Source organism: Lishizhenia sp., from assembly GCF_057456495.1.
The window spans coordinates 1-21,374 of the sequence record NZ_JBVCPV010000025.1 but is presented as its reverse complement, the minus strand read 5'-3'; the positions used below and the strand labels follow the sequence as shown (position 1 = coordinate 21,374).

Annotated in this window: 21 protein-coding genes; 9 read left to right on the top strand and 12 right to left on the bottom strand. The window is 36.6% G+C overall.

The window, feature by feature from the left end:
* The coding region (locus AC22ZQ_RS03290) for a hypothetical protein (RefSeq protein ID WP_318957173.1) at positions 1 to 320 on the bottom strand (320 nt) is incomplete at its 3' end.
* Between the two features lie 265 nt (positions 321 to 585).
* On the opposite strand from AC22ZQ_RS03290, the gene AC22ZQ_RS03285 reads away from it, so the two are divergent.
* Complete coding sequence (locus AC22ZQ_RS03285) at positions 586 to 1,779, top strand: porin (RefSeq protein WP_318957172.1); 1,194 nt, start codon at positions 586 to 588, stop codon at positions 1,777 to 1,779.
* A gap of 66 nt (positions 1,780 to 1,845) precedes the next feature.
* Here the strand turns inward: AC22ZQ_RS03285 and AC22ZQ_RS03280 are convergent, their stop codons facing one another.
* The 3 genes from AC22ZQ_RS03280 to AC22ZQ_RS03270 are packed head-to-tail and all read right to left on the bottom strand — an operon-like array spanning position 1,846 to position 4,578.
* Positions 1,846 to 3,441 (bottom strand): S41 family peptidase, encoded by a 1,596-nt coding sequence (locus tag AC22ZQ_RS03280; RefSeq protein ID WP_318957171.1) that lies wholly within the window; start codon positions 3,439 to 3,441, stop codon positions 1,846 to 1,848.
* Positions 3,434 to 3,868 (bottom strand): deoxycytidylate deaminase, encoded by a 435-nt coding sequence (locus tag AC22ZQ_RS03275; RefSeq protein WP_318957170.1) that lies wholly within the window; start codon positions 3,866 to 3,868, stop codon positions 3,434 to 3,436. The genes AC22ZQ_RS03280 and AC22ZQ_RS03275 overlap by 8 nt, the downstream gene beginning before the upstream one ends.
* 20 nt (positions 3,869 to 3,888) lie before the next feature.
* Positions 3,889 to 4,578, bottom strand: coding sequence for a response regulator transcription factor (locus tag AC22ZQ_RS03270; protein ID WP_318957168.1), 690 nt, complete (start codon positions 4,576 to 4,578; stop codon positions 3,889 to 3,891).
* A gap of 101 nt (positions 4,579 to 4,679) precedes the next feature.
* Here AC22ZQ_RS03270 and AC22ZQ_RS03265 point away from each other — a divergent pair, with 101 nt between their 5' ends.
* The 5 genes from AC22ZQ_RS03265 (at position 4,680) to AC22ZQ_RS03245 (ending at position 9,807) form a co-directional block, all read left to right on the top strand.
* Complete coding sequence (locus AC22ZQ_RS03265) at positions 4,680 to 6,362, top strand: T9SS type A sorting domain-containing protein (RefSeq protein ID WP_318957167.1); 1,683 nt, start codon at positions 4,680 to 4,682, stop codon at positions 6,360 to 6,362.
* A gap of 133 nt (positions 6,363 to 6,495) precedes the next feature.
* The gene (locus AC22ZQ_RS03260) at positions 6,496 to 7,482 is read left to right on the top strand and encodes a bifunctional phosphoglucose/phosphomannose isomerase (RefSeq protein WP_318957166.1); all 987 of its coding nucleotides are present in this window, start codon (positions 6,496 to 6,498) and stop codon (positions 7,480 to 7,482) included.
* A gap of 3 nt (positions 7,483 to 7,485) precedes the next feature.
* The gene (gene lipB / locus AC22ZQ_RS03255) at positions 7,486 to 8,205 is read left to right on the top strand and encodes a lipoyl(octanoyl) transferase LipB (RefSeq protein WP_318957165.1); all 720 of its coding nucleotides are present in this window, start codon (positions 7,486 to 7,488) and stop codon (positions 8,203 to 8,205) included.
* Positions 8,174 to 9,397 carry a serine hydrolase domain-containing protein gene (locus AC22ZQ_RS03250; protein ID WP_318957164.1) on the top strand — a complete coding sequence of 408 codons (1,224 nt, stop codon included), beginning with the start codon at positions 8,174 to 8,176 and terminating at the stop codon, positions 9,395 to 9,397. The genes lipB and AC22ZQ_RS03250 overlap by 32 nt, the downstream gene beginning before the upstream one ends.
* The gene (locus tag AC22ZQ_RS03245; RefSeq protein WP_318957163.1) at positions 9,394 to 9,807 is read left to right on the top strand and encodes a hypothetical protein; all 414 of its coding nucleotides are present in this window, start codon (positions 9,394 to 9,396) and stop codon (positions 9,805 to 9,807) included. Before AC22ZQ_RS03250 ends, AC22ZQ_RS03245 begins: the two co-directional genes overlap by 4 nt.
* Here the strand turns inward: AC22ZQ_RS03245 and AC22ZQ_RS03240 are convergent.
* The 4 genes from AC22ZQ_RS03240 to AC22ZQ_RS03225 form a co-directional block, all read right to left on the bottom strand.
* A complete protein-coding gene (locus AC22ZQ_RS03240; RefSeq protein WP_318957162.1) occupies positions 9,796 to 10,479 on the bottom strand; it encodes a uroporphyrinogen-III synthase in 684 nt (227 codons plus the stop codon). The genes AC22ZQ_RS03245 and AC22ZQ_RS03240 overlap by 12 nt on opposite strands.
* A complete protein-coding gene (gene hemC / locus AC22ZQ_RS03235) occupies positions 10,472 to 11,362 on the bottom strand; it encodes a hydroxymethylbilane synthase (protein ID WP_318957161.1) in 891 nt (296 codons plus the stop codon). The genes AC22ZQ_RS03240 and hemC overlap by 8 nt, the downstream gene beginning before the upstream one ends.
* A gap of 9 nt (positions 11,363 to 11,371) precedes the next feature.
* Positions 11,372 to 12,595: a glutamyl-tRNA reductase gene (hemA, locus tag AC22ZQ_RS03230; RefSeq protein ID WP_318957160.1), complete on the bottom strand. Its 1,224-nt coding sequence runs from the start codon at positions 12,593 to 12,595 to the stop codon at positions 11,372 to 11,374.
* Between the two features lie 355 nt (positions 12,596 to 12,950).
* Positions 12,951 to 13,310: a hypothetical protein gene (locus AC22ZQ_RS03225; protein ID WP_318957158.1), complete on the bottom strand. Its 360-nt coding sequence runs from the start codon at positions 13,308 to 13,310 to the stop codon at positions 12,951 to 12,953.
* A gap of 185 nt (positions 13,311 to 13,495) precedes the next feature.
* Here AC22ZQ_RS03225 and AC22ZQ_RS03220 point away from each other — a divergent pair, with 185 nt between their 5' ends.
* Positions 13,496 to 14,152: a LysE family translocator gene (locus AC22ZQ_RS03220; RefSeq protein WP_318957157.1), complete on the top strand. Its 657-nt coding sequence runs from the start codon at positions 13,496 to 13,498 to the stop codon at positions 14,150 to 14,152.
* Positions 14,153 to 14,193: 41 nt separating this feature from the next.
* The gene (locus tag AC22ZQ_RS03215; protein WP_318957156.1) at positions 14,194 to 15,903 is read left to right on the top strand and encodes a toxin-antitoxin system YwqK family antitoxin; all 1,710 of its coding nucleotides are present in this window, start codon (positions 14,194 to 14,196) and stop codon (positions 15,901 to 15,903) included.
* A gap of 66 nt (positions 15,904 to 15,969) precedes the next feature.
* On the opposite strand, the gene AC22ZQ_RS03210 is transcribed toward AC22ZQ_RS03215, so the two are convergent.
* Complete coding sequence (locus AC22ZQ_RS03210; protein WP_318957155.1) at positions 15,970 to 16,317, bottom strand: hypothetical protein; 348 nt, start codon at positions 16,315 to 16,317, stop codon at positions 15,970 to 15,972.
* A gap of 215 nt (positions 16,318 to 16,532) precedes the next feature.
* On the opposite strand from AC22ZQ_RS03210, the gene AC22ZQ_RS03205 reads away from it, so the two are divergent.
* A complete protein-coding gene (locus tag AC22ZQ_RS03205; RefSeq protein WP_318957154.1) occupies positions 16,533 to 17,132 on the top strand; it encodes a superoxide dismutase in 600 nt (199 codons plus the stop codon).
* A gap of 317 nt (positions 17,133 to 17,449) precedes the next feature.
* Here the strand turns inward: AC22ZQ_RS03205 and glmS are convergent, their stop codons facing one another.
* The 3 genes from glmS to AC22ZQ_RS03190 form a co-directional block, all read right to left on the bottom strand.
* Positions 17,450 to 19,294, bottom strand: a complete 1,845-nt coding sequence (gene glmS, locus AC22ZQ_RS03200) for a glutamine--fructose-6-phosphate transaminase (isomerizing) (protein ID WP_318957152.1) — start codon at positions 19,292 to 19,294, stop codon at positions 17,450 to 17,452.
* A 74-nt stretch (positions 19,295 to 19,368) separates the two neighbouring features.
* Entirely contained in the window at positions 19,369 to 20,703 is a 1,335-nt protein-coding gene (locus AC22ZQ_RS03195) for a DUF4270 family protein (protein ID WP_318957150.1), read from the bottom strand.
* A partial coding sequence (locus tag AC22ZQ_RS03190) for a glycogen/starch synthase (RefSeq protein WP_318957148.1) occupies positions 20,703 to 21,374 on the bottom strand: 672 nt, incomplete at its 5' end. The genes AC22ZQ_RS03195 and AC22ZQ_RS03190, both read right to left, overlap by 1 nt.

Sequence of the window (21,374 nt, the reverse complement as noted above, 5' to 3'; positions counted from 1 at the left end):
ATGACCATCTTATCATCAGAAGTAGAGAAGTATTGACTCACCCATTTATCTTCTCCTTCTTTCTTATACTTAATCGCAACATATTGGTCAGAAGTTAAGACGTTATCACTTTTTAAAGTTGTGCTACCGATCTCTAAAGGATTGGTAGTTCTTTTATCCTTATAGTTTTTAAAACTAAAAGTTAGATTACTAAAAATCTCTTTGTTCTGTACACTAGAGTTTGCTACAATCGCTGAATCTACAATCGTAGTGTCATTTTGCACAGCGTATCCCATAAAGGAAACAAAGAACAAAGTAATTAGTAAAAATGTATTTTTCATCTTACGCAATTTATTTTGCTGCAAAATTATTCCAAATGAAATGACGGACATTCATTGCAGTGTTACCATTGTGTTAAGAAAACGCATGACATTTGAGAAGGACGCGAAATTGATCACGGTTAAAATAGATCTGAATCCCTTTATTTACAAGGGGTTTTAGCATGAAGCAAATATTAAGAGTGTGTTAAGAATGGTTTAACAATGTTAATCCTACATTAAAAACGCCGTAAATTTGCAGTGATTTTTAAAACCAAAAGATAAAGGAATGAGATCAGTATTACTTGTAGTTATAGCATTATTTAGCGCAACAGTTAGTGCGCAAGTAGAGGTAGGTGAATTTGGAAAAGGAATTAACATTACCGGAAAGAATGAAAGTTTTTCAATGAACTTAGGGTTCCGTTTTCAGACATTGATGACTACAGATTGGACAGTGAACAACGATGAATTAAACCAAATAGATGGGTTTAAGCCAAATTTATTAATTCGTCGTTCAAGAATTAAAATGAAAGGACACGTTTATTCTCCTAAACTAACGTACAAAGTAGAGTTAGCATTATCAGATAGAGATATTGCAGTAAGTGATTCTGAACCTTTGTTAGATACGCGTATTGTTTTAGATGCCGTATTTAAGTGGAACTTCTACAAAAACTTCTCGCTATGGGGTGGTCAAACGAAGTTACCAGGAAACAGAGAGCGTGTTATTTCTTCTGCAAACATGCAGTTAGTAGATCGTTCTATCTTAAACTCTAGATTTAACATCGACCGTGATTTGGGGTTGCAGTTCAGAAACCATAATACCATAGGTGGTGTAGTTGTAAAAGAAATTTTTGCAATTTCTAAAGGTGAAGGTCGAAATATGAGATCGGCAAACTTAGGTGGTTTGGAATACACAGGTAGAGTTGAGATTTTGCCATTTGGTAATTTTTCTTCTAAAGGAGATTATGTTGGTTCTGCTATCAAGAGAGAAAGTAAACCAAAATTAGCCTTTGGATTAACTTATGATTTGAATGAAAGAGCTGTAAGAGAAAGAGGGAACATGGGTAGCTTTATCCGCGACGCACAAAACAACTTCCATGGTAAAAATGTGTACACGGTTTTTGCAGACATGATGTTTAAATACCAAGGTTGGTCTGTAATGGCAGAATATGCGGATAGATGGACGAACGGAAACAATCCATTAGTGTATAACGGTGATATAGTGATTGGAAAGGTATTTACAGGTAGATCATTGAATGTACAAGCTGGTTACATGTTTAAAAACAACATTGAAATTGCAGCAAGATATGCAGGTATTGATACACCAGATGTTGTTAACGGAGACCAACAAGAATACAGATTAGGATTCTCTAAATTCTTTGTGGGACACAAATTAAAAGTGCAAACAGACTTAGGATACTTAGAAAAGAGAAGTGGAGACGATGGATTATCTTACCGTCTGCAATTTGAAATTCATTTCTAGTGAATAATTATATGCAAAGAAAAAGCCTCACTTATTGAAGTGAGGCTTTTTTTATGTGTTGTGTTTTTATTTTTCCAAAAATTCGAGTGCTTTTTGTACTTCTTTGTCCGTATCCGCACGCATCAATTGAGCAGCGTTATCTACCCAAATCTGATTGGCAATGTTCGCCTTAATTTCTCTTTGGATTAATACAGTAGATCGCTTTAATTCATTTTGATATGCTTCAATTTCATAATAATCAAGGGCATATTTTGTAAAGTTTTCTAACAGTGAAGGTGTAACTGTGAAGTTCTTTCTGAAACTGTATATGTCTTTATATTTCGACAGGCTTTCTTTATGTTGTTTTACATAGTCAAAGGCAAAGGCATTAAATACACCACCGTATTGCAATTTAGTATAGTAAAAAGATCCTCCCGTGGTATCAAGTGGAACAAAGATGTCTGGCATAATTCCACCACCTCCATAAACTACTTTTCCTCCGGGCGTGACGTACTTTAATGAGTCAACCATAAGTGTTGAATCTAGATGGTATAGTTCCCCATTCTGATAACGGTCGCGCTCATCCATCATGTATTCTTCGAATCCTTCAGTGTACGGACGTTGTATACTTCTTCCAGTTGGAGTGAAGTAACGTGCAACGGTAAGACGCAAGTTACTGCTGTCTTTTAAGAGCATGTCTTGTTGTACTAACCCTTTACCAAAAGAACGCCTTCCTATAATAGTACCTCTATCATTATCTTGAATAGCACCCGCCACAATTTCACTGGCCGATGCACTACTGCTGTTAATCAAGATAGCCAGTTCAATACCTTCCATTACTGGCGGGTTAGCAGCATATTCTGTATAATCGGGTTGACTCTTTCCTTTGGTACTTACTATAGGTAGTCCTTTTTCTAAAAACATATCAGAAATGTTAATGGCTGCAGACATCAATCCTCCTCCGTTAAAACGGAGGTCAACGATTAAATTCTCCATTTTTTTAGCCTTCAGTTCGAGTGCTGCTCTGTAGAATTCTTCTGTTGTTTTTTCGGAAAAGCTTTGTAATTGAATGTACCCTGTTTTGTCGGTCAACATGTAACTCGCCAGTACACTATTTACAGGTATACTACCTCTGGTAATGGTCAGGTCCAAAAGTTCATCATTGCGCAGTACTGTTACAGTAACTTCTGTATTTTCTAAACCTTTTAGCGCTTTCATTACTTTATCATTATTAATGGTAGAGTCCGATATGACTTCTCCATCAATTTTAATGATTTGATCTTGAGATTCTACTCCAGCTCTTTCACTTGGTGAGTTGGGTAGAACATTGGTAATACAAAGCGTATCCCTTATGATAGAAAATCTTACACCAATACCACCAAAATGACCTTGAATACTTTCGTTTAAACGGGCCAGGTCTCTGGCTGCGATGTAGTTGGAGTGAGGGTCAAGTTTGTGCAGCATATCACTGATAGCTTCTTCAAAAATATCTTCTTTGTCAATTGAATCTACATACTTCTTATCAAGAATGTAAAGTATGTCATTCAATTTTTGCGCGTTCGTATTTGCAGCTTCCGACTTTTTAAAAGGAGAAGTTTCTGTATTCAAGGTTGTCCCTAAGAATAAGCCTAAAGCAAGGGTGGCTCCAACGATTAAGGGAAGGGCAATTTTCATTTTATTCATCTTCTATGTCGGCGATTTGTGTTACATCTATTCCTGCATCCTCTAAAAATCTCAATCCAGAATCATCTTTGTAATCATTGATGAATACCAAGCGTTTAATCCCGGCCTGTAGAATTAATTTGGCACATTCTTTACAAGGAGAGAGGGTGAGGTATAGTGTACTGTTTTTAGCGTTGTTTGTTGATTTAGCAACTTTCAATATTGCATTTGCTTCTGCGTGTAACACGTACCAATGTGTGTTGTGGTCTTCATCTTCACAGCAGTTGTCGAATCCAGCAGGTGTACCATTGTAACCATCAGATATAATCATTTGATCTTTTACAATAATGGCACCCACTTGCTTGCGTTTACAATGAGACAATTTGGCCCAAGTGTTGGCCATGCGTAGGTAGGCTTTATCGTATCTTCTCTGTTTGGATGAATTCATAGTCTTCAAAAAGGTCAAAATTACTCAAGAATTAACTTATATCCTACCCCTCTAATGGATAGGAAGTGTTCGGGTGATTTTGGGTTGGTTTCGAAGAGTTTACGGAAACCGAGAATGTAATTATCTATTGTTCTGGGACTCGGAAATTGGTCTTCTCCCCATAGTCTATCTAGAATGGTGTCTCTGGGTATAACTTCTCCTTTTTTCTCATAGAAAAGTTTTAAGAGTTCCACTTCACGTTTCGATAATTTGGCAATGACTTCTTGGTCTTCCAATACCTCATAACTAATAAAGTTTATGGTTTTATTGGCGATGGTGAGTTGTTCGAGTTGTTCACCACCAGCAGGAGCATTGCGTTTAAGTAGAATTTGTACACGTAATAAAAGCTCTTCTAAATCGAAAGGTTTGGCCAAATAATCATCGGCACCTAATTTTAAACCTCTGATTTTGTCTTCTGTATTTCCTTTCGCCGAAACGAATAATAAAGGAATACTACTGGTTTTACGTATAGCTTCACATACCTCCCACCCCGAATGATGGGGAAGCATTACATCTAATATCACCAAATCATAGGATGCAATATTCTTCACTTCTTCTAAAGCTAAACTCCCAGTATCTACGTGGGTTACGGTGTAGTTTTCAAGCTCTAGATTCAAGATGACAGCATCTGCTATAGTTTGTTCGTCTTCTATTAAAAGTATATGACTCATTGTTATTTCGTGAGGGGAAAAGTCCTAAAATAACAAACAAATATAAAATTTGTAAATTTGCGTGACGTTTAAAAATAGTTAGGAAATCATAATAAATAGAAATGAAGAAAGCATTTTTGCCCCTTTTGTTCTCGCTTTTGTGTGGAGCATCACTTGCTCAAAAAAGCTTCGGTGGAACACCAGAAAGCTTTAACGCAACAGCTTACAAAGTATTAAAGAAAACAGACCTAGTAAGCCTAACAAAACCAAACATGTCAGAAGTAGTTGCGGAAGATCTTGAGGGAGACAAACGCAATTATCGAGTAGGAATCAACTTACCAGCAAATTTATCAATGGAAAATGCTGGGAATTGGTATGTTCAAGGAGATACCAGAATTTGGAAATTAAGAATTAAAGTTGAAGATGCGCAGGCATTAGGTTTGTACATGGACAACTACTACATTCCCGAAGGAGGAAAGTTGTTTGCATACAACAAGAATAAAGCACAAGTGATAGGTGCTTTTACTTCCGAAACACCTTCTTTGTTTGCCATGGAAATGATTCAGGGAGATGAAATTACGATTGAATATAATCAACCATTGTCGGTTACTGAAGAAGCAATTTTTACAATAGGAGAAGTAGTTTATTTCTACCGAGGAGTGGAAGATCGAATAGGAGTTTACAGAGAGTACGATTACATCCCTGCAAAAGCAGATGCTTGTCAGGTAAATGTGGCTTGTCCAGAAGGAGATAACCACCAAGATCAAATCAACTCTGTTATACAATATACTTTTTCTGCAGATGGAGGTAGTTTTGTATGTTCGGCTTCATTAATGGCAAATACAAGTTATGATTGTGCCCCATTAATCTTAACAGCTACACACTGTGGAGAGAAAACACAAACTTCTGACTTTGCACAGAACGTATGGTATTTCAACTATCAAAATCCAAATTGTGTACCTGGAGCAACGGCACCGTATCAAAAGCCATTGTTTACGGCAGTAGGAGCAATCTTTAGAGCCTCGTCGAAAAACACGTGGAACGTTTCGAACAGTAACCAAGTTTATGGAACTGATTTTACATTGTGTGAGTTAACATCTAACGACGTTTTGCCTTCTAATGCTTACTTCAATGGATGGGACGCTAGAGGACCAGGAGCAACAAATGGAGTTGGAATTCACCACCCTTCAGGGCATGATAAAAAGATTTCTACATTCAATAATAGTTTAACATCATCTACCTATAACGGTGGTTTAAGTGGAGCGCACTGGAGAGTTGTTTGGTCTGCTACGCAAAATGGACACGGAGTTACTGAAGGTGGTTCTTCAGGTTCGCCAATTTTCAATGAAGATGGTTTAGTAGTAGGAATTTTATCAGGGGGGTCTTCTTTTTGTACTGCAACAAGTAACGCCGATTTATATGGTAAACTAAGTGTTTCTTGGGATCCAACAGGAGCAGATTCTACAGGTCGTTTAATGGATTGGTTAGACCCAGAAAACACAGGGATTAAGAGAATTATAGGAATTGGAAATCCTTGTTCGGATTACCTTTCTACTCAGGTTGAAGAGGAAGCAGAACAAGTGAAATTATTCCCGAATCCATCTACAGGAATTTTCAACTTAACCAACTTGTCTGAAGGAGAAAAAACGATTGCAGTAAGAGATTTGAACGGAAGATTAGTGAAAGAATTGACAACGGATGCTACAAAAGTTCAGTTTGATTTATTCAATGAAACTTCTGGAGTATACATGATAACGATTGCAAGCGAAAAAGGAATTCAAACGATGAGGTTGATTAAATCTTAAAGGATTTCAACGATAATATAGAAAAGGGAAGTACTTGGCTTCCCTTTTTTTATGCAATAAATCGTGCAATATTTTAATAAAACTTTCGTAAGTATGTACTTTAATTATCTTTGTTCTCTACATGCAAATAAAAATGGATAAATTAATCGCTGAGTTTCCGAAGAACATCGATGATGCTCTGGAAACAGCCCGCAGCCTAGAGTTTAAATCTCTGCACAATAAAAATTTCACGAGTGTTGTTATTTGTGGAATGGGAGGATCTGGAATTGGTGGAAAATTAGTGGCGCAATTGGTGGCCGCTGAAGCCAATATTCCCATCTTAGCGAATCAAAATTATAATTTACCCGAATTCATCAACGAGACAACCTTGGTTATTGGTTCTTCTTATTCTGGATACACAGAGGAAACCCTAACGGCTGTAAAAGCAGCGAAGGATAAGGGAGCTACTATTGCGGCTGTTTGTTCAGGAGGTGAGTTATACGATTTTTGTAAGGCCAACAATTACGATGTTGTGAAGATGCCAGCAGGTAATCCACCTCGTAGCGCTTTGGCATTTTCATCTATCCATTTGTTAAACATGTTGTTTCAAGCAGGCGTAATTTCTGACTTGAAATTGAAAGAATTAGAAAACTGTAGAGAACACCTTAACAATCATATATTAGAAATTAAGGAAGAGGCTAAAAAGTTGGCAGAATTCATTCCAAATAAGGAATTGATTATGTATTCAACACCTGAATTTGAGCCTGTTGTAATTCGTGCACGTCAACAATACAATGAGAATGCAAAGATTTTGTGTTCGCACCATGTAGTTCCTGAAATGAACCACAATGAGTTAGTTGGATGGGGTGGTGGAGACGACCGTTACGGGGTTTTATTTATTGATTCTCCTTCAACGCTGGAACGCAATAAATTTAGAATGAACCTTTGTAAGGAAATCATTGCAAAGAAAACACCTCACGTATTTGTACTAGAGGCAAAAGGAGCCAATTTAATTGAAGAGGTAATGTACATCATTCATATTATCGATTGGTCTTCTATAATGCTTGCTGATATCTTTAACGTAGATCCAATAGAGATTGATGTAATCAACTACCTAAAAGGAGAACTTTCTAAAATATAAGTGATGAAACCAAGTGTTATTTTTAAGGAATTAGGGTTAATAGATTACAAGGAGGCTTGGGACTACCAAGAGGAATTGTTTAAGGTAGCTATCGACTTAAAAATTGCACAGCGTAAAGGTGAAACAGAAGAACAAACAAAAAATTACTTGTTATTCTGTGAGCACCCACATGTTTATACTTTAGGAAAATCGGGGAAGCAGGAAAATCTTTTGCTTAACGATGATCAGTTAGAGGAGAAAGAAGCAACTTACTACAAGATTAACAGAGGAGGAGATATTACGTATCACGGTCCTGGTCAATTAGTCGCGTATCCTATTTTCGATTTAGATTACTTCTTTACGGATATCCATAAATACATGCGCTTTTTAGAAGAAGCAGTTATACTTACACTTAAAGATTTCGGTATAGCATCGGGTAGAGTGGATGGTTTAACAGGAGTGTGGATAGATGGAGATAAACCTACTGCACGTAAGATTTGTGCCATGGGGGTGAAAAGTAGTCGTTGGGTGACCATGCACGGTATAGGTTTCAATGTGAATTCTAACCTCGATTATTTTAACAATATAGTTCCTTGTGGAATTGATGATAAAGCTGTAACTTCAATGCAACAGGAGTTAGGTAAGGCTGTAGATATGGATGAGGTAAAAGTTAAATTAGCAGCACATCTGGCTCAGCTATTTGACTATACATATGCCAACGAACAAGACCTTCCAAAAGCTTAAAGCCGCAGCAAAAAAAGCTTCATTTTTACTTTTATTTCTATTCATCGTAGGAAATCTTTTCATCCTTCTCTCGGGAAGATTCTATCTCTACAAGGGAATTTATTATACCTATCTGCACGGCAAAACAGGCCCAACACTCTATGATGAAAATGTATTCGCTAATCATATTATTGCCAACGACGATTTATTTATCGAAGACTTAAAGCTCTCTGGAAAGTATAATAGTTATCAATTTTCCAAAGAAGATGAAGACAGTTTGAGGGAAATCGAAACAGCTTCTTTTTTGGTATATGAGAATAACCAATTGGTCTTGGAAAGTTATTGGGATAATCATAACCGGCAACAGTTAGGCAACAGTTTTTCAGTCTCAAAAACCATTGTGGCCTTATTGATTGGAGCGGCTATTCAGGATGGATATATTGAAAGTATTGATGAACCTATTGCCCATTATTTACCTTTTATTGAAGAGGACAACGAAGTTCAAATAAAGCATTTACTATGGATGGCCAGTGGTTTGGATTGGTCAGAAAGTGGGAAAAATCCCTTAAGTAAAAATGCAGAAGCTTATTATTCGGGGAAGTTAGATAAGCTCATGGAATGTTCTCAATTTAATGAACCTCCAGGTATTCGTTTTGAATACAAAAGTGGAAATACACAACTCCTGGGGATGATATTGAAAAAAGCAACGGGAAAAACGGTAGCGAATTATGCACAGGAAAAGTTCTGGAAACAACTGGGGATGGAATCGGATGCGTTATGGAGTTTAGACCACAAAGAAGGTATGGAAAAATCTTTCTGTTGTTTATACGCCACCTCCCGCGATTTTTTAAAACTAGGAAAATTGATATTGAATAAAGGGAAATATAATGATGTTCAAATAGTTCCAGAAAACTTCATTATGCAAATGATGACAAACCCAGATGTAACCAATGATAATATGCCCAATTTAGCATATGGGATGCATTTATGGACCTTGAATGATGAGGTGAAGACTGTTTATGCCCGCGGTATTCTGGGTCAGTATATCATCATTCAACCGGAGAAAAATAGAGTAATTGTAAGAACGGGGTCAAAGCGTAGGGAGAAATATCAAATTGACAAAAAGGATACAAGTAATTACTATTTACACGATCATCCGAAAGACCTTTTTCTTTACCTTCGCCTCGCACAAGAAATTTGTGAAAAACAATGAAGGAAGAACTAAAAGGACCAAAAGTAGAAGGTATTTCAGTAGCCGTAGCATTTGAAACTGCTGAAACAGGAGATAGAATTTACAATGTGTATTTGTTGAATAGAACGAATGATACATTGGAGAATGTTTTGGTGAGTAGTAAAGGCTATGGAATGAATGCCATGACCAATGAAAAGATAGAAACTTCAGTGTTACGTCATAGTTTAGGTGATGTAAAAGCGCAAACTGCTCAGAAAATTGAACCAATTATGGAACAGGTGTTTGGTTTGAGCAATGAGTATTGGGTGAGTTACTGGATAGGTTCTAAAATGTACGATAAGAAATTCGTATTCTTGGCAGAAACCATCACGGAAAAAAATACAATAGACTTACCCTTGTTGGACTGTACTGGTGTTATGCTAGGAGAATAATTGAGGTCTCTTTTTAAGCTCAAAAACCAAAGAAGCTACGCTGCTTTCTTCTAATGTGAAAGAAGTTTGATAGCCAGAATTTTCTAAATATGATTTTGTAGTAGAACCCCATGCAATGATTTTTTGTGTGGGGTTTATTGTATGTTGTTTGAGGTAAGCTTCTACATTGCTTGGACTAGTAAATACAATGAAGTCTGGAGTCTCCTTTAACTGTACATGCTTTGTAAGCGTGTTGTAGACATGTACATTAAGAATTTGTTCTGCGCTTAGTTCCCTTTGCATGGATTGGTTACTACGCTGAGAGATTGGAAATAGTACACCAGCTCCTTTTACGAGATCTTTAAAGTGTTTTGCAACCGTATGTACTTCGCCACTTTTTTGTCCAACGAAATCACAACTTATTCCTTTTTGCGCAATATACTCGGCAGTTTTTCTACCTACGCAGGCTATTTTTTTACTGGAAAATATTTCTTCAGAACAACCTTTTAAGAAGTAGTCAAATGCACGGGGTGAACTAAAGAAAATCCATTCGAAATCTTTGTCTTGCGGTAGGATAAAATCTACCGCTTCAAAATGTATAAAGGATTGAACAATTACTTCTAAACCCAAATCACGAAGCTGAGTTGTTTCAGCTACTGTAAGATTCGATTTTGTAAGTAAGAGTTTATTCATTATCGTTTTGCAATTCTTCTACGATGAATTCGGCCATTCCCTCTAAATCATCTGCATCGAATTTAAACCAATCTGCACCTTCTTGCCAGTTATTGGTGTATGATACGTATACCTCTGTTGTATTTGGGCAGTAAACTCCAAGTGGAAGTTGACATCCACCTTCTAAAAGGTTCAGTACTTTACGTTCAACTCCAATTTTTTCTGCTACTTCTGCGTTGTTTAATTGAGATACGATGTTTTCAACGCGTGTATCACCTTCTCTAATTTGTAAGCCTAAAACTCCTTGTGCTGGAGCAGGAACAAACTCTGTTGGATCTAATTCAACAACTTTTAAATCATCTAAGTTGATTTGTAATCGAGAAACTCCTGCTTTGGCCAATAGAATAGCATCGTAGTTTCCGTCTTTCAACTTTTGAATACGTGTAGGTACGTTACCTCTTAAATCTTTGATTTCTAAATCTTCTCTTGAGCGAACTACTAAAGATTTTCTACGTGCAGAAGAAGTACCGATAACTGCGTCTTTTTTCAAAGACCATGTGTAGTTTTCATCAACGGCATCTGGGTTAATCAATAATAATTCTGCCGGATCTTCTCGATCTGATACTGCAGCAATTTTTAATCCTGCCGGAGGATTTGTTTCCAAATCCTTGTGTGAGTGAACAGCTAAATCAACTGTTCCATCCAACAATTCTTTTTCAATTTCTTTGGTAAAGAATCCTTTTCCCTCAAGCTTATCAAAGCTCAAGTTTTGGATCATATCTCCCTGTGTTTTAATTATCTTGATTTCAACTTCGCAGTTTAACTTCTCAAGTTCAGATTTTACAAAATTGGCTTGCCATAATGCTAAATCACTTCCGCGAGATCCGATAATTATTTTTTCCATGGGAGTCTATTAAGATTTTAAGAGTATTTCTTTGGCCATTTTCATTGGAACAGAGATGTATTTCTTTTCCATGTAAGCCAGTATTTTTTCTACTGTTTCTCTAGAATCGTCATCCAAGGCACTCATTTCCTCGGCAAAAACGTGTTCTAAAGCGGTAGATTTAATCTCCTTCATTTTTTGAGGAACTTGACGCATAGCGATTTCTACATTTCGCTGTTTGTAGGCTTCTTTATAGTTGAACAATGCTTCTTGAATGATTTCTTCAACATGTTCTACTTCTTTGGCGCGTTCCTGAAGGTTTTTATTTGATATTTCCTGAAGATAGTCCACAGAGATGTGGTCTACAGGGTACATGTTTTTAATTTCTGGCGATAAGTCATGTGGTATAGCAATATCGATTACTATCTTCTTGTCTTGATCAGTACCTACTAAATTCGTGTAAATTTCAGGAGAGATTAAATGATTGTCTGATCCTGTACAGGTAATCAAAACATCAAATCCTCCTTTGAAATTTTTCAATTCTGTTAGGGGTAAAGCTGTACCATTTAAATCATCAGCTAGCTTTTCTGCTTTAGAAAGCGTTCGGTTAAACACTGTAAAGTTTTTAAAACCGTGCTTTTTTAAGAATTTGCTCATGTTGGTATTGGTAACCCCAGCACCAACAATAACCACACGTGCATCCAAAGGCACACGCTTGTTTTTCAAAGTATGGTAGGCTAAAGAAACCACACTTACTGGTTTAGTAGCGATACTTGTTTCAGTATAAACACGCTTGGCAGTTTCTATGGTGAAACGCATCACCAAACGTATGGTGTCTCCTGTTAAACCAAAAGCCTTACAATCTTCAAAAGACTTTCTAACTTGCGTTATAATTTCACGTTCTCCAACAATCATAGAATCGATAGAAGATGCGACACTTAAAAGGTGGTTTACCGCGCCCAAAGCTTCGTATTGCTCATTGTTTGTTGTAAAACAATGAATCACTTCCTCGTCTAAGTGCGGGTAAAGTGTTGCAAAGAAATTATGGATGAACTTGGTATCAACAACCTGATCTGTTGTGAAAATGAATTCTACTCGGTTACAAGTAGATAAGAACATTAATTCGTCTAATTGAAGGGCAGATTTAAACGCGCTCAACACTTCCTTTTGCTTGTCTAGTTCTATGTGTAGACGGCCAATCTCACTCACGTTAAGATTGCGATGTGTAAATGCGAGTATGTGTAATCTTTCCACTGAATTAATAGCTATTCTTACGACTGCAAATATGCGAGTTTTCTAGGTTTCTTATGTCATAGTAGTGTCAGAATCCTACTATTTAGAACATTTCTATTTTGGTGACAAAAAACAAAAATTCCTTTTTTTTAAGGAAAAATGTATTTGAGAATATCTGAGAAATTATCTAAATAAAAAATCACTATTTCCTTCTGACTTCTAAATTGATAAGGATTTCCAAACAGAGGATAAACATAAGATTACTCGGAAGGTTCTTATGATTTAAGGTCTAAAAAACGCTTTGTGAAGGTAAAGGAGTAAACATAAAAAAAGCTCCGTCATATGAGGGAGCTTTTCAATTTTATGCTTGAAGATTTTAGTACAACTCTTCTTTCAAAGCTGTTCTGTAATCTTTAATTTCTTCTCTGTTGATCTTGTGATCAGCCTTACGCAATAAAGAAAGTAAGTACAACAAGTTTTCTTTGTCTTCGATTTCTAATGGGTATTCACCTCCATCTTCATCTTCTTCGTACTGCGCTTTAACATCGTAAGCTTCGTTTTCAGTAAGGTATTCGTAAGTCAAACGAATTACTTTAGTTACTAGTGGATCTTGTTCTTTAAGAGCGTATTCTCTTAATTCCTTTAATTCCTCAATCAATCCTTCAGCTAAAATTCCTTCAGCTTCAACCTTAGTGATGATTTTCTCTAATAACTTATTTGCCGCGCCTAATTTCATTATTCAAAATATTTACCGCAAATGTAATATCTTACTTTGAAAACTGAGGTAAAAACATCAGGATTTTATTCGATGAAGCTGAACTTCTGTTCATTCACCATAGATTGTTCAGATTTAGTGTGCATAAAGCGGTATTGGTTGAGGTGGATTGCTATTTTTGTAATAAATAGCGATACCAGAAAGTTTTGAGTGGTTTAATCATAAAAGGAATAGTAACGGGGTTGATCTTAAGCATCATGCTGGGGCCTGCATTTTTTCTCTTGATAGAAACAAGTATACGAAAGGGTGTAAAGGCTGCATTGAGCTTTGATGCAGGGGTTTTGGTGAGCGATATTATTTATATCGTCATCGTATACGCACTATACCAAGAAGTTTCTGGTTTTGCTGATGGTGAGAACAACGCCGTTATAAAGCTGATTGGTGGAATTGTTTTTCTCGGCTTTGGGGTAGTGTTATTCCTTAAAAAAGTGAAAACCCAAAAGTCAGATACTTCTGGTAAAATGGTGCATGACTCGAAAGATTATATCATGTTATTTACAAAAGGTTTGGTGTTAAACATGGCCAATCCACTCGTAATATTTTATTGGTTTTCTGTATTGGCATTCGGTGGAGAAGGTAACAACAAAGTTTCGCTTGAAGCATTAGACGTTTTTATCTATGTTGCCGTGATATTATTGACATTCTTTAGTATAGATGTTTTAAAGATATTGGGGGCTAAACAATTAAGGCCTTTCATCACCAACGCTGTTTTAAGATCTCTAAACAGAATTACAGGAACTATATTATTTGCTTTCGGAATCTTTTTGGTGGTTCAAAGCTGTTATTTAATCATGTTCAAGTAACCAATTATATTATTCGAACTTATTTTTATAAATAGATATCTATGTTAAGACTGATTTTGTTGAGTACACTTTTTATTTCTACCCTAAGTTTTGGACAGAAAGTAAAACGTGAAGAATTATCCAAAAAGGAATACAATTTCTACGATTACAATAAAAGTAAATTGGAAAGTGAAGGGTATTACTATGTATGGCAAAATAAGCAAAAGAGTATTACAGGCCTTAAGCACGGTCAGTGGAAGTATTACGACAAAAAAGGAAGTTTAGTAGAGGTTAGAAATTACTACAAGAATAATCTTCATGGTGTTGTAACCACATATTACCCGAATGGTAAAAAGGAGAGTCAAGGTTACTTTAAAAATGGGGTTCAAGATAGTGTGTACATGTCTTGGAATGAAATGGGTAATCTAGAAGAAAGAGGTCATTTTAAAGAAGGAGTTGCCGTTGGGAAATGGGAATATTTTTACAGAGACGGAAGAGAGAAATTAGTAGAAATAATTGAGAACGATCAGAGCAAGGTTGTGAGTTTCTGGTTGCCTGATGAGAAGCATACACAAACTGTGGTTAATGGTACAGGGCAAATGGAGACCTTCTATACCAATGCAAATCTTAAATCAAGATATAACTACAAGGATGGTTTAAAGGATGGGCCTTTCGTGGAAGCAGCTGTTTACGGTTATATCGTTGTAAAAGGAAGTTTTAAGTCTGACAAGAAAGATGGAGAGTGGAAGTACTTTTACATAACGGGAGATTTGGAGAAGATAGTGCACTATAAAGAAGGTGAATTACATGGAGACTATCGTTACTATTTTGATTCAGATACTTTGCAAGTAAAAGGCCAGTACGAGCATGGAATGAAAGAGGGTACTTGGCAATGGTTTACCAACCAAGGAGTAATGGATATGGGGGGTGATTTTAAAAATAACCTTCAACACGGAGATTGGATCTATAACTACCCAACGGGAGAGTTGGCGTATAACGCATATTACGAAGATGGGGAGAAAGAAGGAGAGTGGAAATACTTCTACAAAGACGGTAGTAAGTTTAAAATAGGTCACTTTAAGGATAATGAGAAACATGGGTCTTGGCAAACATGGTATGAGAATGGAAACCTTTTAATGGAGGGTGAATATGTTGAAGGCAAAGAAGAAGGTATTTGGAAGAATTATTGGGAAAATGGACGCTTAAAAAATGAAGCAGAATTTGTCAATGGTCAGTTAAACGGAAGTTGGAAGTCGTATTATGAGAATGGTAAACCTTTATCTGAAGGATTTTATGCTGATAATTTAAAGACGGGAGAATGGAAGAGTTATTTTGATAATGGAAGGTTGAAAGACGTTGGGAATTACAAGATAATCGAAGAGAAGTCAGCTTCGCGTGTGGGACCTTTAAAAGGTAAAGTGAATCGCATTAGCGTTAAAGATGGTGAATGGTTATCTTATTCACAGAAAGACTATAAATTGACGATTTCTGGGTCATATAAGAAGGGGGAGAAGCACGGAGAGTGGATTGCTTATTATCCAGGAGGAAGAACGCCTGCTAACTTGTCAACGTATAAAAATGGAAAGCTCGATGGTAAAATGGTTGAGTATACGCGTAGAGGTGGTAAGATTAAATCAGAGGCCAACTACAAGAATGGTAAGCGCGACGGATTTGTAATCATTTACGATAAGCGTGGAAAGGTTGCTAGTAAGATAGAATACAAAGATGGTGTACGTGTAGTGAAGAAGGAAAGCTTTAGTCCACCGCGATAGAAAATAGTAGACACAAAAAAAACCGAATGAATTTCATTCGGTTTTTTTATATTCTAAAAGAAATTATTACATGTGCTTCTCAGCAGCTTTAACTTCATTCTTAACCGCGTCGTGTGCATCACCTGCAGCTTCTTTAACATCGTTTACTGTTTCTTCAGCAGCGTCAGCAGCAGCTTCAACTCCTTCTTCAACCTCTTCAACAACTGTGTTACCAGCTTCTTCAGCGTTCTCAGCAGTTTCTTCAGCCATCTCCTCAGTTTCTTCAGCCATTTCTTCAGCAGCGTCAGCAGTTTCGTTAGCAGCTTCAGTCATTTCTTGTTCAACTTCGTTAGCAGCTTCTTCAGCGTTACCACCACAAGAAGTCATCATCATTGATACAGCAGCTACAGCTACTAATGTGAATACTTTTTTCATTTTGTTTTTGTTTACATATTAATACTAGAGCAAAAATAAAAGAATTTTTGGATTTTAGAAGTTGGCCTAAAATTATTATGGTCAAAACTTAATATTTCCAAGGTTTGGTTGAGTTTTCGTTTAAACTATTCGTCTAAAAAGTTTTTAATGGCTATTTTTGAATGTATCCCGATCGTCGGGAATTTAAAGAAGAATAACGATAAAAAATAAGAAAAATGGCGTTTGAATTACCAGCATTAAATTATGCACACGATGCATTGGAACCACATATCGATGCAAGAACTATGGAGATCCACCATGGTAAACACCATGCAGGATACACAGCTAAATTAAATGCTGCAATTGAAGGAACTGATTTAGAAGGAAAATCAATCGAAGAAATTTTACAAAACTGTGAAGGAAATAATGCAGTAAGAAACAACGGTGGAGGATATTACAACCACTGCTTGTTTTGGGAAGTTATGTCACCAAACGGAGGTGGAACACCTTCTGGAGATTTAGGGGCTGCTATTGACGCTGCATTTGGATCGTTTGAGGCATTCAAAGATACTTTCAGCAATGCTGCTGCAACACAATTCGGTTCAGGATGGGCATGGTTATGTGTTAAAGACGGTAAATTAGAGGTGTGTTCAACTCCAAACCAAGATAACCCAGTTATGGGACACGGTTGTGGTGGAACACCTATCTTAGGAATAGACGTATGGGAGCATGCATACTACTTGCATTACCAAAACAGAAGACCTGATTACATCAATGCATTTTTTAATGTAGTAAACTGGGAAGAAGTTTCAAGAAGATTTGATGCTGCAAAGTAATCGGAACATATTTTCCAAAAAGATTAAAACCTCTTCTTACTAATAAGAAGAGGTTTTTTAATTTCATAAAACTACCCTTTATAAGTAATAGTTTTAAAAATAAGCTCTGAACGCTGCTATAGAAACTGTTGTTATATCTATGGTAGAAGCTTCGTCCAGTTGCCTGCAAGGAAAATAAAACCAAAATGCGAATTGAAAACTATTCTAATATCACATTCAGTATAAAGAACGGGAGATGTTGATAAAGGGTTGGGGATTTGTTAAAAAAAAAGCCCTGGTACATTTACCAAGGCTTTATATTGATGAATAAGATTGTATTATTCTACTGTAACTGACTTCGCTAAGTTCCTAGGTTGGTCTACGTTACACCCTCTCATTACCGCTACGTGGTAGCTTAATAATTGAAGAGGAATTGTTGCCAATAAAGGAACTAAATTTTCATCTGTATCTGGAATTTCGATCACATGATCAGCCATTGCCTTCACTTGTGTGTCTCCTTCTGTTACAATTGCAATAATTTTACCTTTTCTAGCTTTTACTTCCTGAATGTTACTTACTACCTTCTCGTATGATGTTCCTTTAGTAGCAATTACAAATACAGGCATTTCTTCGTCAATCAAAGCAATTGGTCCGTGCTTCATTTCTGCTGCAGGGTATCCTTCTGCATGGATGTAAGAAATTTCTTTCAATTTCAATGCACCTTCTAAAGCAACCGGGAATGAACTTCCTCTTCCTAAGTATAAAGCGTTGTTTGCATTCTGATAAACGTCAGAGATGTGCTCTATTAAGCTGTTTTGTTCAAGTACCGTGCTTACTTTTGATGGAATTTGTTCCAACTCCGTAAGAATGGTTCTAAACGCAGATTCGCTCATTGTAGCTCTCTCCTTAGCAATGTACAATGCCATTAGCGTAAGTACTGTTACTTGAGCTGTAAATGCTTTTGTAGAAGCTACCCCAATTTCTGGTCCTGCGTGCGTGTAAGAACCCGCATCAGTAACTCTAGAGATAGAAGAACCTACAACGTTACAAATACCTAAGGTAGTTGCACCTTTCTTTTTTGCAATATCTAAAGCTGCTAAGGTATCAGCAGTTTCACCTGATTGAGAAATTGCGATAACGATATCGTCTTCATTGATGATAGGGTTTCTGTATCTAAATTCAGAGGCGTATTCTACTTCAACTGGAATTCTTGCTAAATCTTCGAATAAGTATTCTCCAACTAGAGCAGCGTGCCAAGATGTACCACATGCTACGAAAATGATTCGTTTTGCTTTTCCAATTTTTTCGATGTGATCTTTAATTCCACCAAGTTGTACCCAACCTTCTTTGGCATTTAAACGACCTCTAAAACAATCCTGAATAGATCTTGGTTGCTCGTGGATTTCTTTTAACATGAAATGCTCGTATCCACCTTTTTCTAATTCCTCTAAGTGTAATTCTAATTCTTGGATGTACGGTGTTTTCTCCTTGTTGGCAATATCCACCAATTTCATACCTGAATCCAAATCTAAAATAGCGATTTCCTCATCGTCCATGTATACAACATTTTTCGTGTATTCAACGATAGGAGTAGCATCAGATGCTAAATAGTAATCACCTTCTTTTCCAATACCAATTACTAAAGGACTACTTTTTCTCGCAGCAATTAATTGGCGTGGGTTATTTTTATCCATGACAACAATAGCGTAGGCACCAACAACGTAAGTTAGTGTTACACGTACCGCTTCAGGTAAACTTAAAGATTGGTTTTTTTGAATTTCTTCAATTAAATGAACCAAAACTTCAGTATCCGTTTCACTTTTGAAAACGTGACCTCTTGATTCTAGCTCAGTTTTTAAGCTTTCGTAATTTTCTATAATTCCGTTGTGAATCAACGCAATTTGACCGTCTCCAGAAAGGTGTGGGTGAGCATTAACGTCATTTGGTTCACCATGCGTAGCCCATCTCGTGTGACCTATTCCAATGTGACCAGATTTATCCTTCTCCTCAGCAAACTCTTCTAAATTGCTTACTTTTCCTTGTTTCTTATAAAGATTGATTTGATCTTTATTTAAAAGTGCAACACCTGCACTGTCATACCCACGGTATTCAAGTCTTTTTAATCCTTTTACTACAATTGGATAAGCTTCTTTGGCTCCGATGTAGGCAACGATTCCGCACATAGTCTTTCGTATTTCTGTTTATAATTCGGCACGACAAAAATAATGCTTTAAGTCGTACGTAGCGTCGTGTTTTGCTAATTATCTGTTAATAGAATATTTAGCGTTGGCTTTTTCTTATTTGTTGTATTGGGTCCGTTAAAAATGATTCGTTCGGCTCTTGTGTTAAAGAAACTCGAAGAAATCAATAAACCGTTATTCTCTATTTCTCCAGAAATGATTTTCTGAACGTACAATCTTAAGTTAATACTGTAAGATTTAGTGATGTCATTATACTTTACTTCACGAGCTATTAAAGCTAAATCTTCGGTATCGTTAATACCCAAATTAGCCAATAGGGTAATATCCAAACTTGGACTATACGGATCGCTTGTGAAGTAAGATACGGGGAGGTTTAAGATGGCCTCTTGAACAACAGCTCCATAAGGAATATCACTCAATGAAGGAATATCAATTTTTGCCCTTGTTGTAAAAGGCTGAGTATAATATTCAATTAAACCAGCACTTGGGTTGTCAATAACATTCTCAACATTTGTACCGGTGTGATCGTAGTCAAAGTGATTAAAATCTATTTCATCAGATGAAATGAGCATCGTGTATGAAAATTGTTCATAAGCACCGTTTACCATTTCTCTGTAGTAAATCGTAATCAAAGAAGCTGCATCTGTATTTGAGAAATACAATACCCCACCTTCATCTAGTGTTTGTGTAGTGTTATTGGTTCTTACATAAAAACCTTTCAAGTAATCTTTAAAGTTTTCAGATGAAGCAAAAGAATTTCCTGTTTTTGCCTCATTGATAAGGTCTCTTGCAAAATTCGTATCCATTTGTACGCGAAGCTGCGGAACAACAGTATCACCGTCAACTACAGATTGTGTGTTTGGAGTAGGTGTGAATGTTCCAGTATTCGGTGCAACCAAATTTGTAGGATCGTAATTCAATGAATTGAAAGAATAGTAGGTTTCGCCGTCTTCCAAATCCATATCTTCAGTTACCTGATAGATCTCAACTGTTTGTTCATCTAAGTTTCCGTAATAGCCATCGTAAACCATAGAAAAAACCATGGAGTCTATTTTTATATCATCTCCAAAAACAGGCTCGATATTAGAAATATCGACTTGAGTATAAAAAGATGCGTCCACAGATCCGAAAACGGGATCGATGTAACTTCCAAGTAAGTTAAACCTGGGGTTTAAAGCGGGAACTGAATCTTCGCTCACGCTTGAGGTGATAATTGAAAATGTGTCAATACCACTTGTACTTAATGTAGTCCCATCCGGTAATACATTTGATCCAAGAAAGTTGTCCTTTTTCTTACAGGCTACGGCAAATACACCTAGACATAAAAAAGTAGCGAGAAGTAGTTTTACTTCTCGCCACGATTTATAAGTTGAAATGTTTGTTTTCTTCATTATATCAATACTTCTTCTTCTATAACTTTGTCAAAGAATTCTGATACAGATTTTGCTTGTATTTCTTCTGGTTGGTACTCTAATTTGTGGCAGTTAGCATTTTCATATGCCTCTGTTAAATCTCCACTCAATGTTTCACTTCCTAATACAACTCCGTCAGAATATTCGATGGCTGCTTTGTTCAAACTATTGAAGTCACCCGTTTTGATTTTCTCAACAACGTCGTCTCCAAAGCCTTCAAATTTAAGTTTTTCTTCGAATCTGTCATCCCAATTTTTGTTAAACTCATTGTCGTATAAAGAGTAAACAACTTTAGCATCAGCAAAGTGAGGATCGTTCGCGTATACATCCTTGATGTACATTGGCATTAATGATGTCATCCATCCGTGACAGTGAATCACATCTGGTTTCCAACCTAACTTTTTAACGGTTTCCAAAACTCCTCTACAAAAGAACATAGAACGCTCATCATTATCTTCGTGATACTCGTCTTTGTCGTTTGTGAAAACAGATTTTCTTTTGAAATATTCTTCGTTGTCTATAAAGTACACCTGCATTCTTGCAGTTGGTATAGACGCTACTTTAATAATTAACGGGTGATCCTGATCGTCAATGATTAAGTTCATTCCTGATAAACGAATAACTTCGTGTAACTGGTGTCTTCTCTCATT

What these genes read in the sequence shown, in the direction of transcription:
- hemC (WP_318957161.1), bottom strand. Translation starts at nt 11,362, where the DNA reads ATGGAAAAAATAATTATCGGATCTCGCGGAAGTGATTTAGCATTATGG.
- AC22ZQ_RS03240 (WP_318957162.1), bottom strand. Translation starts at nt 10,479, where the DNA reads ATGAATAAACTCTTACTTACAAAATCGAATCTTACAGTAGCTGAAACA.
- AC22ZQ_RS03205 (WP_318957154.1), top strand. Translation starts at nt 16,533, where the DNA reads ATGGCGTTTGAATTACCAGCATTAAATTATGCACACGATGCATTGGAA.
- AC22ZQ_RS03265 (WP_318957167.1), top strand. Translation starts at nt 4,680, where the DNA reads ATGAAGAAAGCATTTTTGCCCCTTTTGTTCTCGCTTTTGTGTGGAGCA.
- AC22ZQ_RS03245 (WP_318957163.1), top strand. Translation starts at nt 9,394, where the DNA reads ATGAAGGAAGAACTAAAAGGACCAAAAGTAGAAGGTATTTCAGTAGCC.
- lipB (WP_318957165.1), top strand. Translation starts at nt 7,486, where the DNA reads ATGAAACCAAGTGTTATTTTTAAGGAATTAGGGTTAATAGATTACAAG.
- AC22ZQ_RS03275 (WP_318957170.1), bottom strand. Translation starts at nt 3,868, where the DNA reads ATGAATTCATCCAAACAGAGAAGATACGATAAAGCCTACCTACGCATG.
- glmS (WP_318957152.1), bottom strand. Translation starts at nt 19,294, where the DNA reads ATGTGCGGAATCGTTGCCTACATCGGAGCCAAAGAAGCTTATCCAATT.
- AC22ZQ_RS03195 (WP_318957150.1), bottom strand. Translation starts at nt 20,703, where the DNA reads ATGAAGAAAACAAACATTTCAACTTATAAATCGTGGCGAGAAGTAAAA.
- AC22ZQ_RS03250 (WP_318957164.1), top strand. Translation starts at nt 8,174, where the DNA reads ATGCCAACGAACAAGACCTTCCAAAAGCTTAAAGCCGCAGCAAAAAAA.
- AC22ZQ_RS03285 (WP_318957172.1), top strand. Translation starts at nt 586, where the DNA reads ATGAGATCAGTATTACTTGTAGTTATAGCATTATTTAGCGCAACAGTT.
- AC22ZQ_RS03215 (WP_318957156.1), top strand. Translation starts at nt 14,194, where the DNA reads ATGTTAAGACTGATTTTGTTGAGTACACTTTTTATTTCTACCCTAAGT.
- AC22ZQ_RS03280 (WP_318957171.1), bottom strand. Translation starts at nt 3,441, where the DNA reads ATGAATAAAATGAAAATTGCCCTTCCCTTAATCGTTGGAGCCACCCTT.
- AC22ZQ_RS03210 (WP_318957155.1), bottom strand. Translation starts at nt 16,317, where the DNA reads ATGAAAAAAGTATTCACATTAGTAGCTGTAGCTGCTGTATCAATGATG.
- AC22ZQ_RS03270 (WP_318957168.1), bottom strand. Translation starts at nt 4,578, where the DNA reads ATGAGTCATATACTTTTAATAGAAGACGAACAAACTATAGCAGATGCT.
- AC22ZQ_RS03225 (WP_318957158.1), bottom strand. Translation starts at nt 13,310, where the DNA reads ATGAAATTAGGCGCGGCAAATAAGTTATTAGAGAAAATCATCACTAAG.
- AC22ZQ_RS03260 (WP_318957166.1), top strand. Translation starts at nt 6,496, where the DNA reads ATGGATAAATTAATCGCTGAGTTTCCGAAGAACATCGATGATGCTCTG.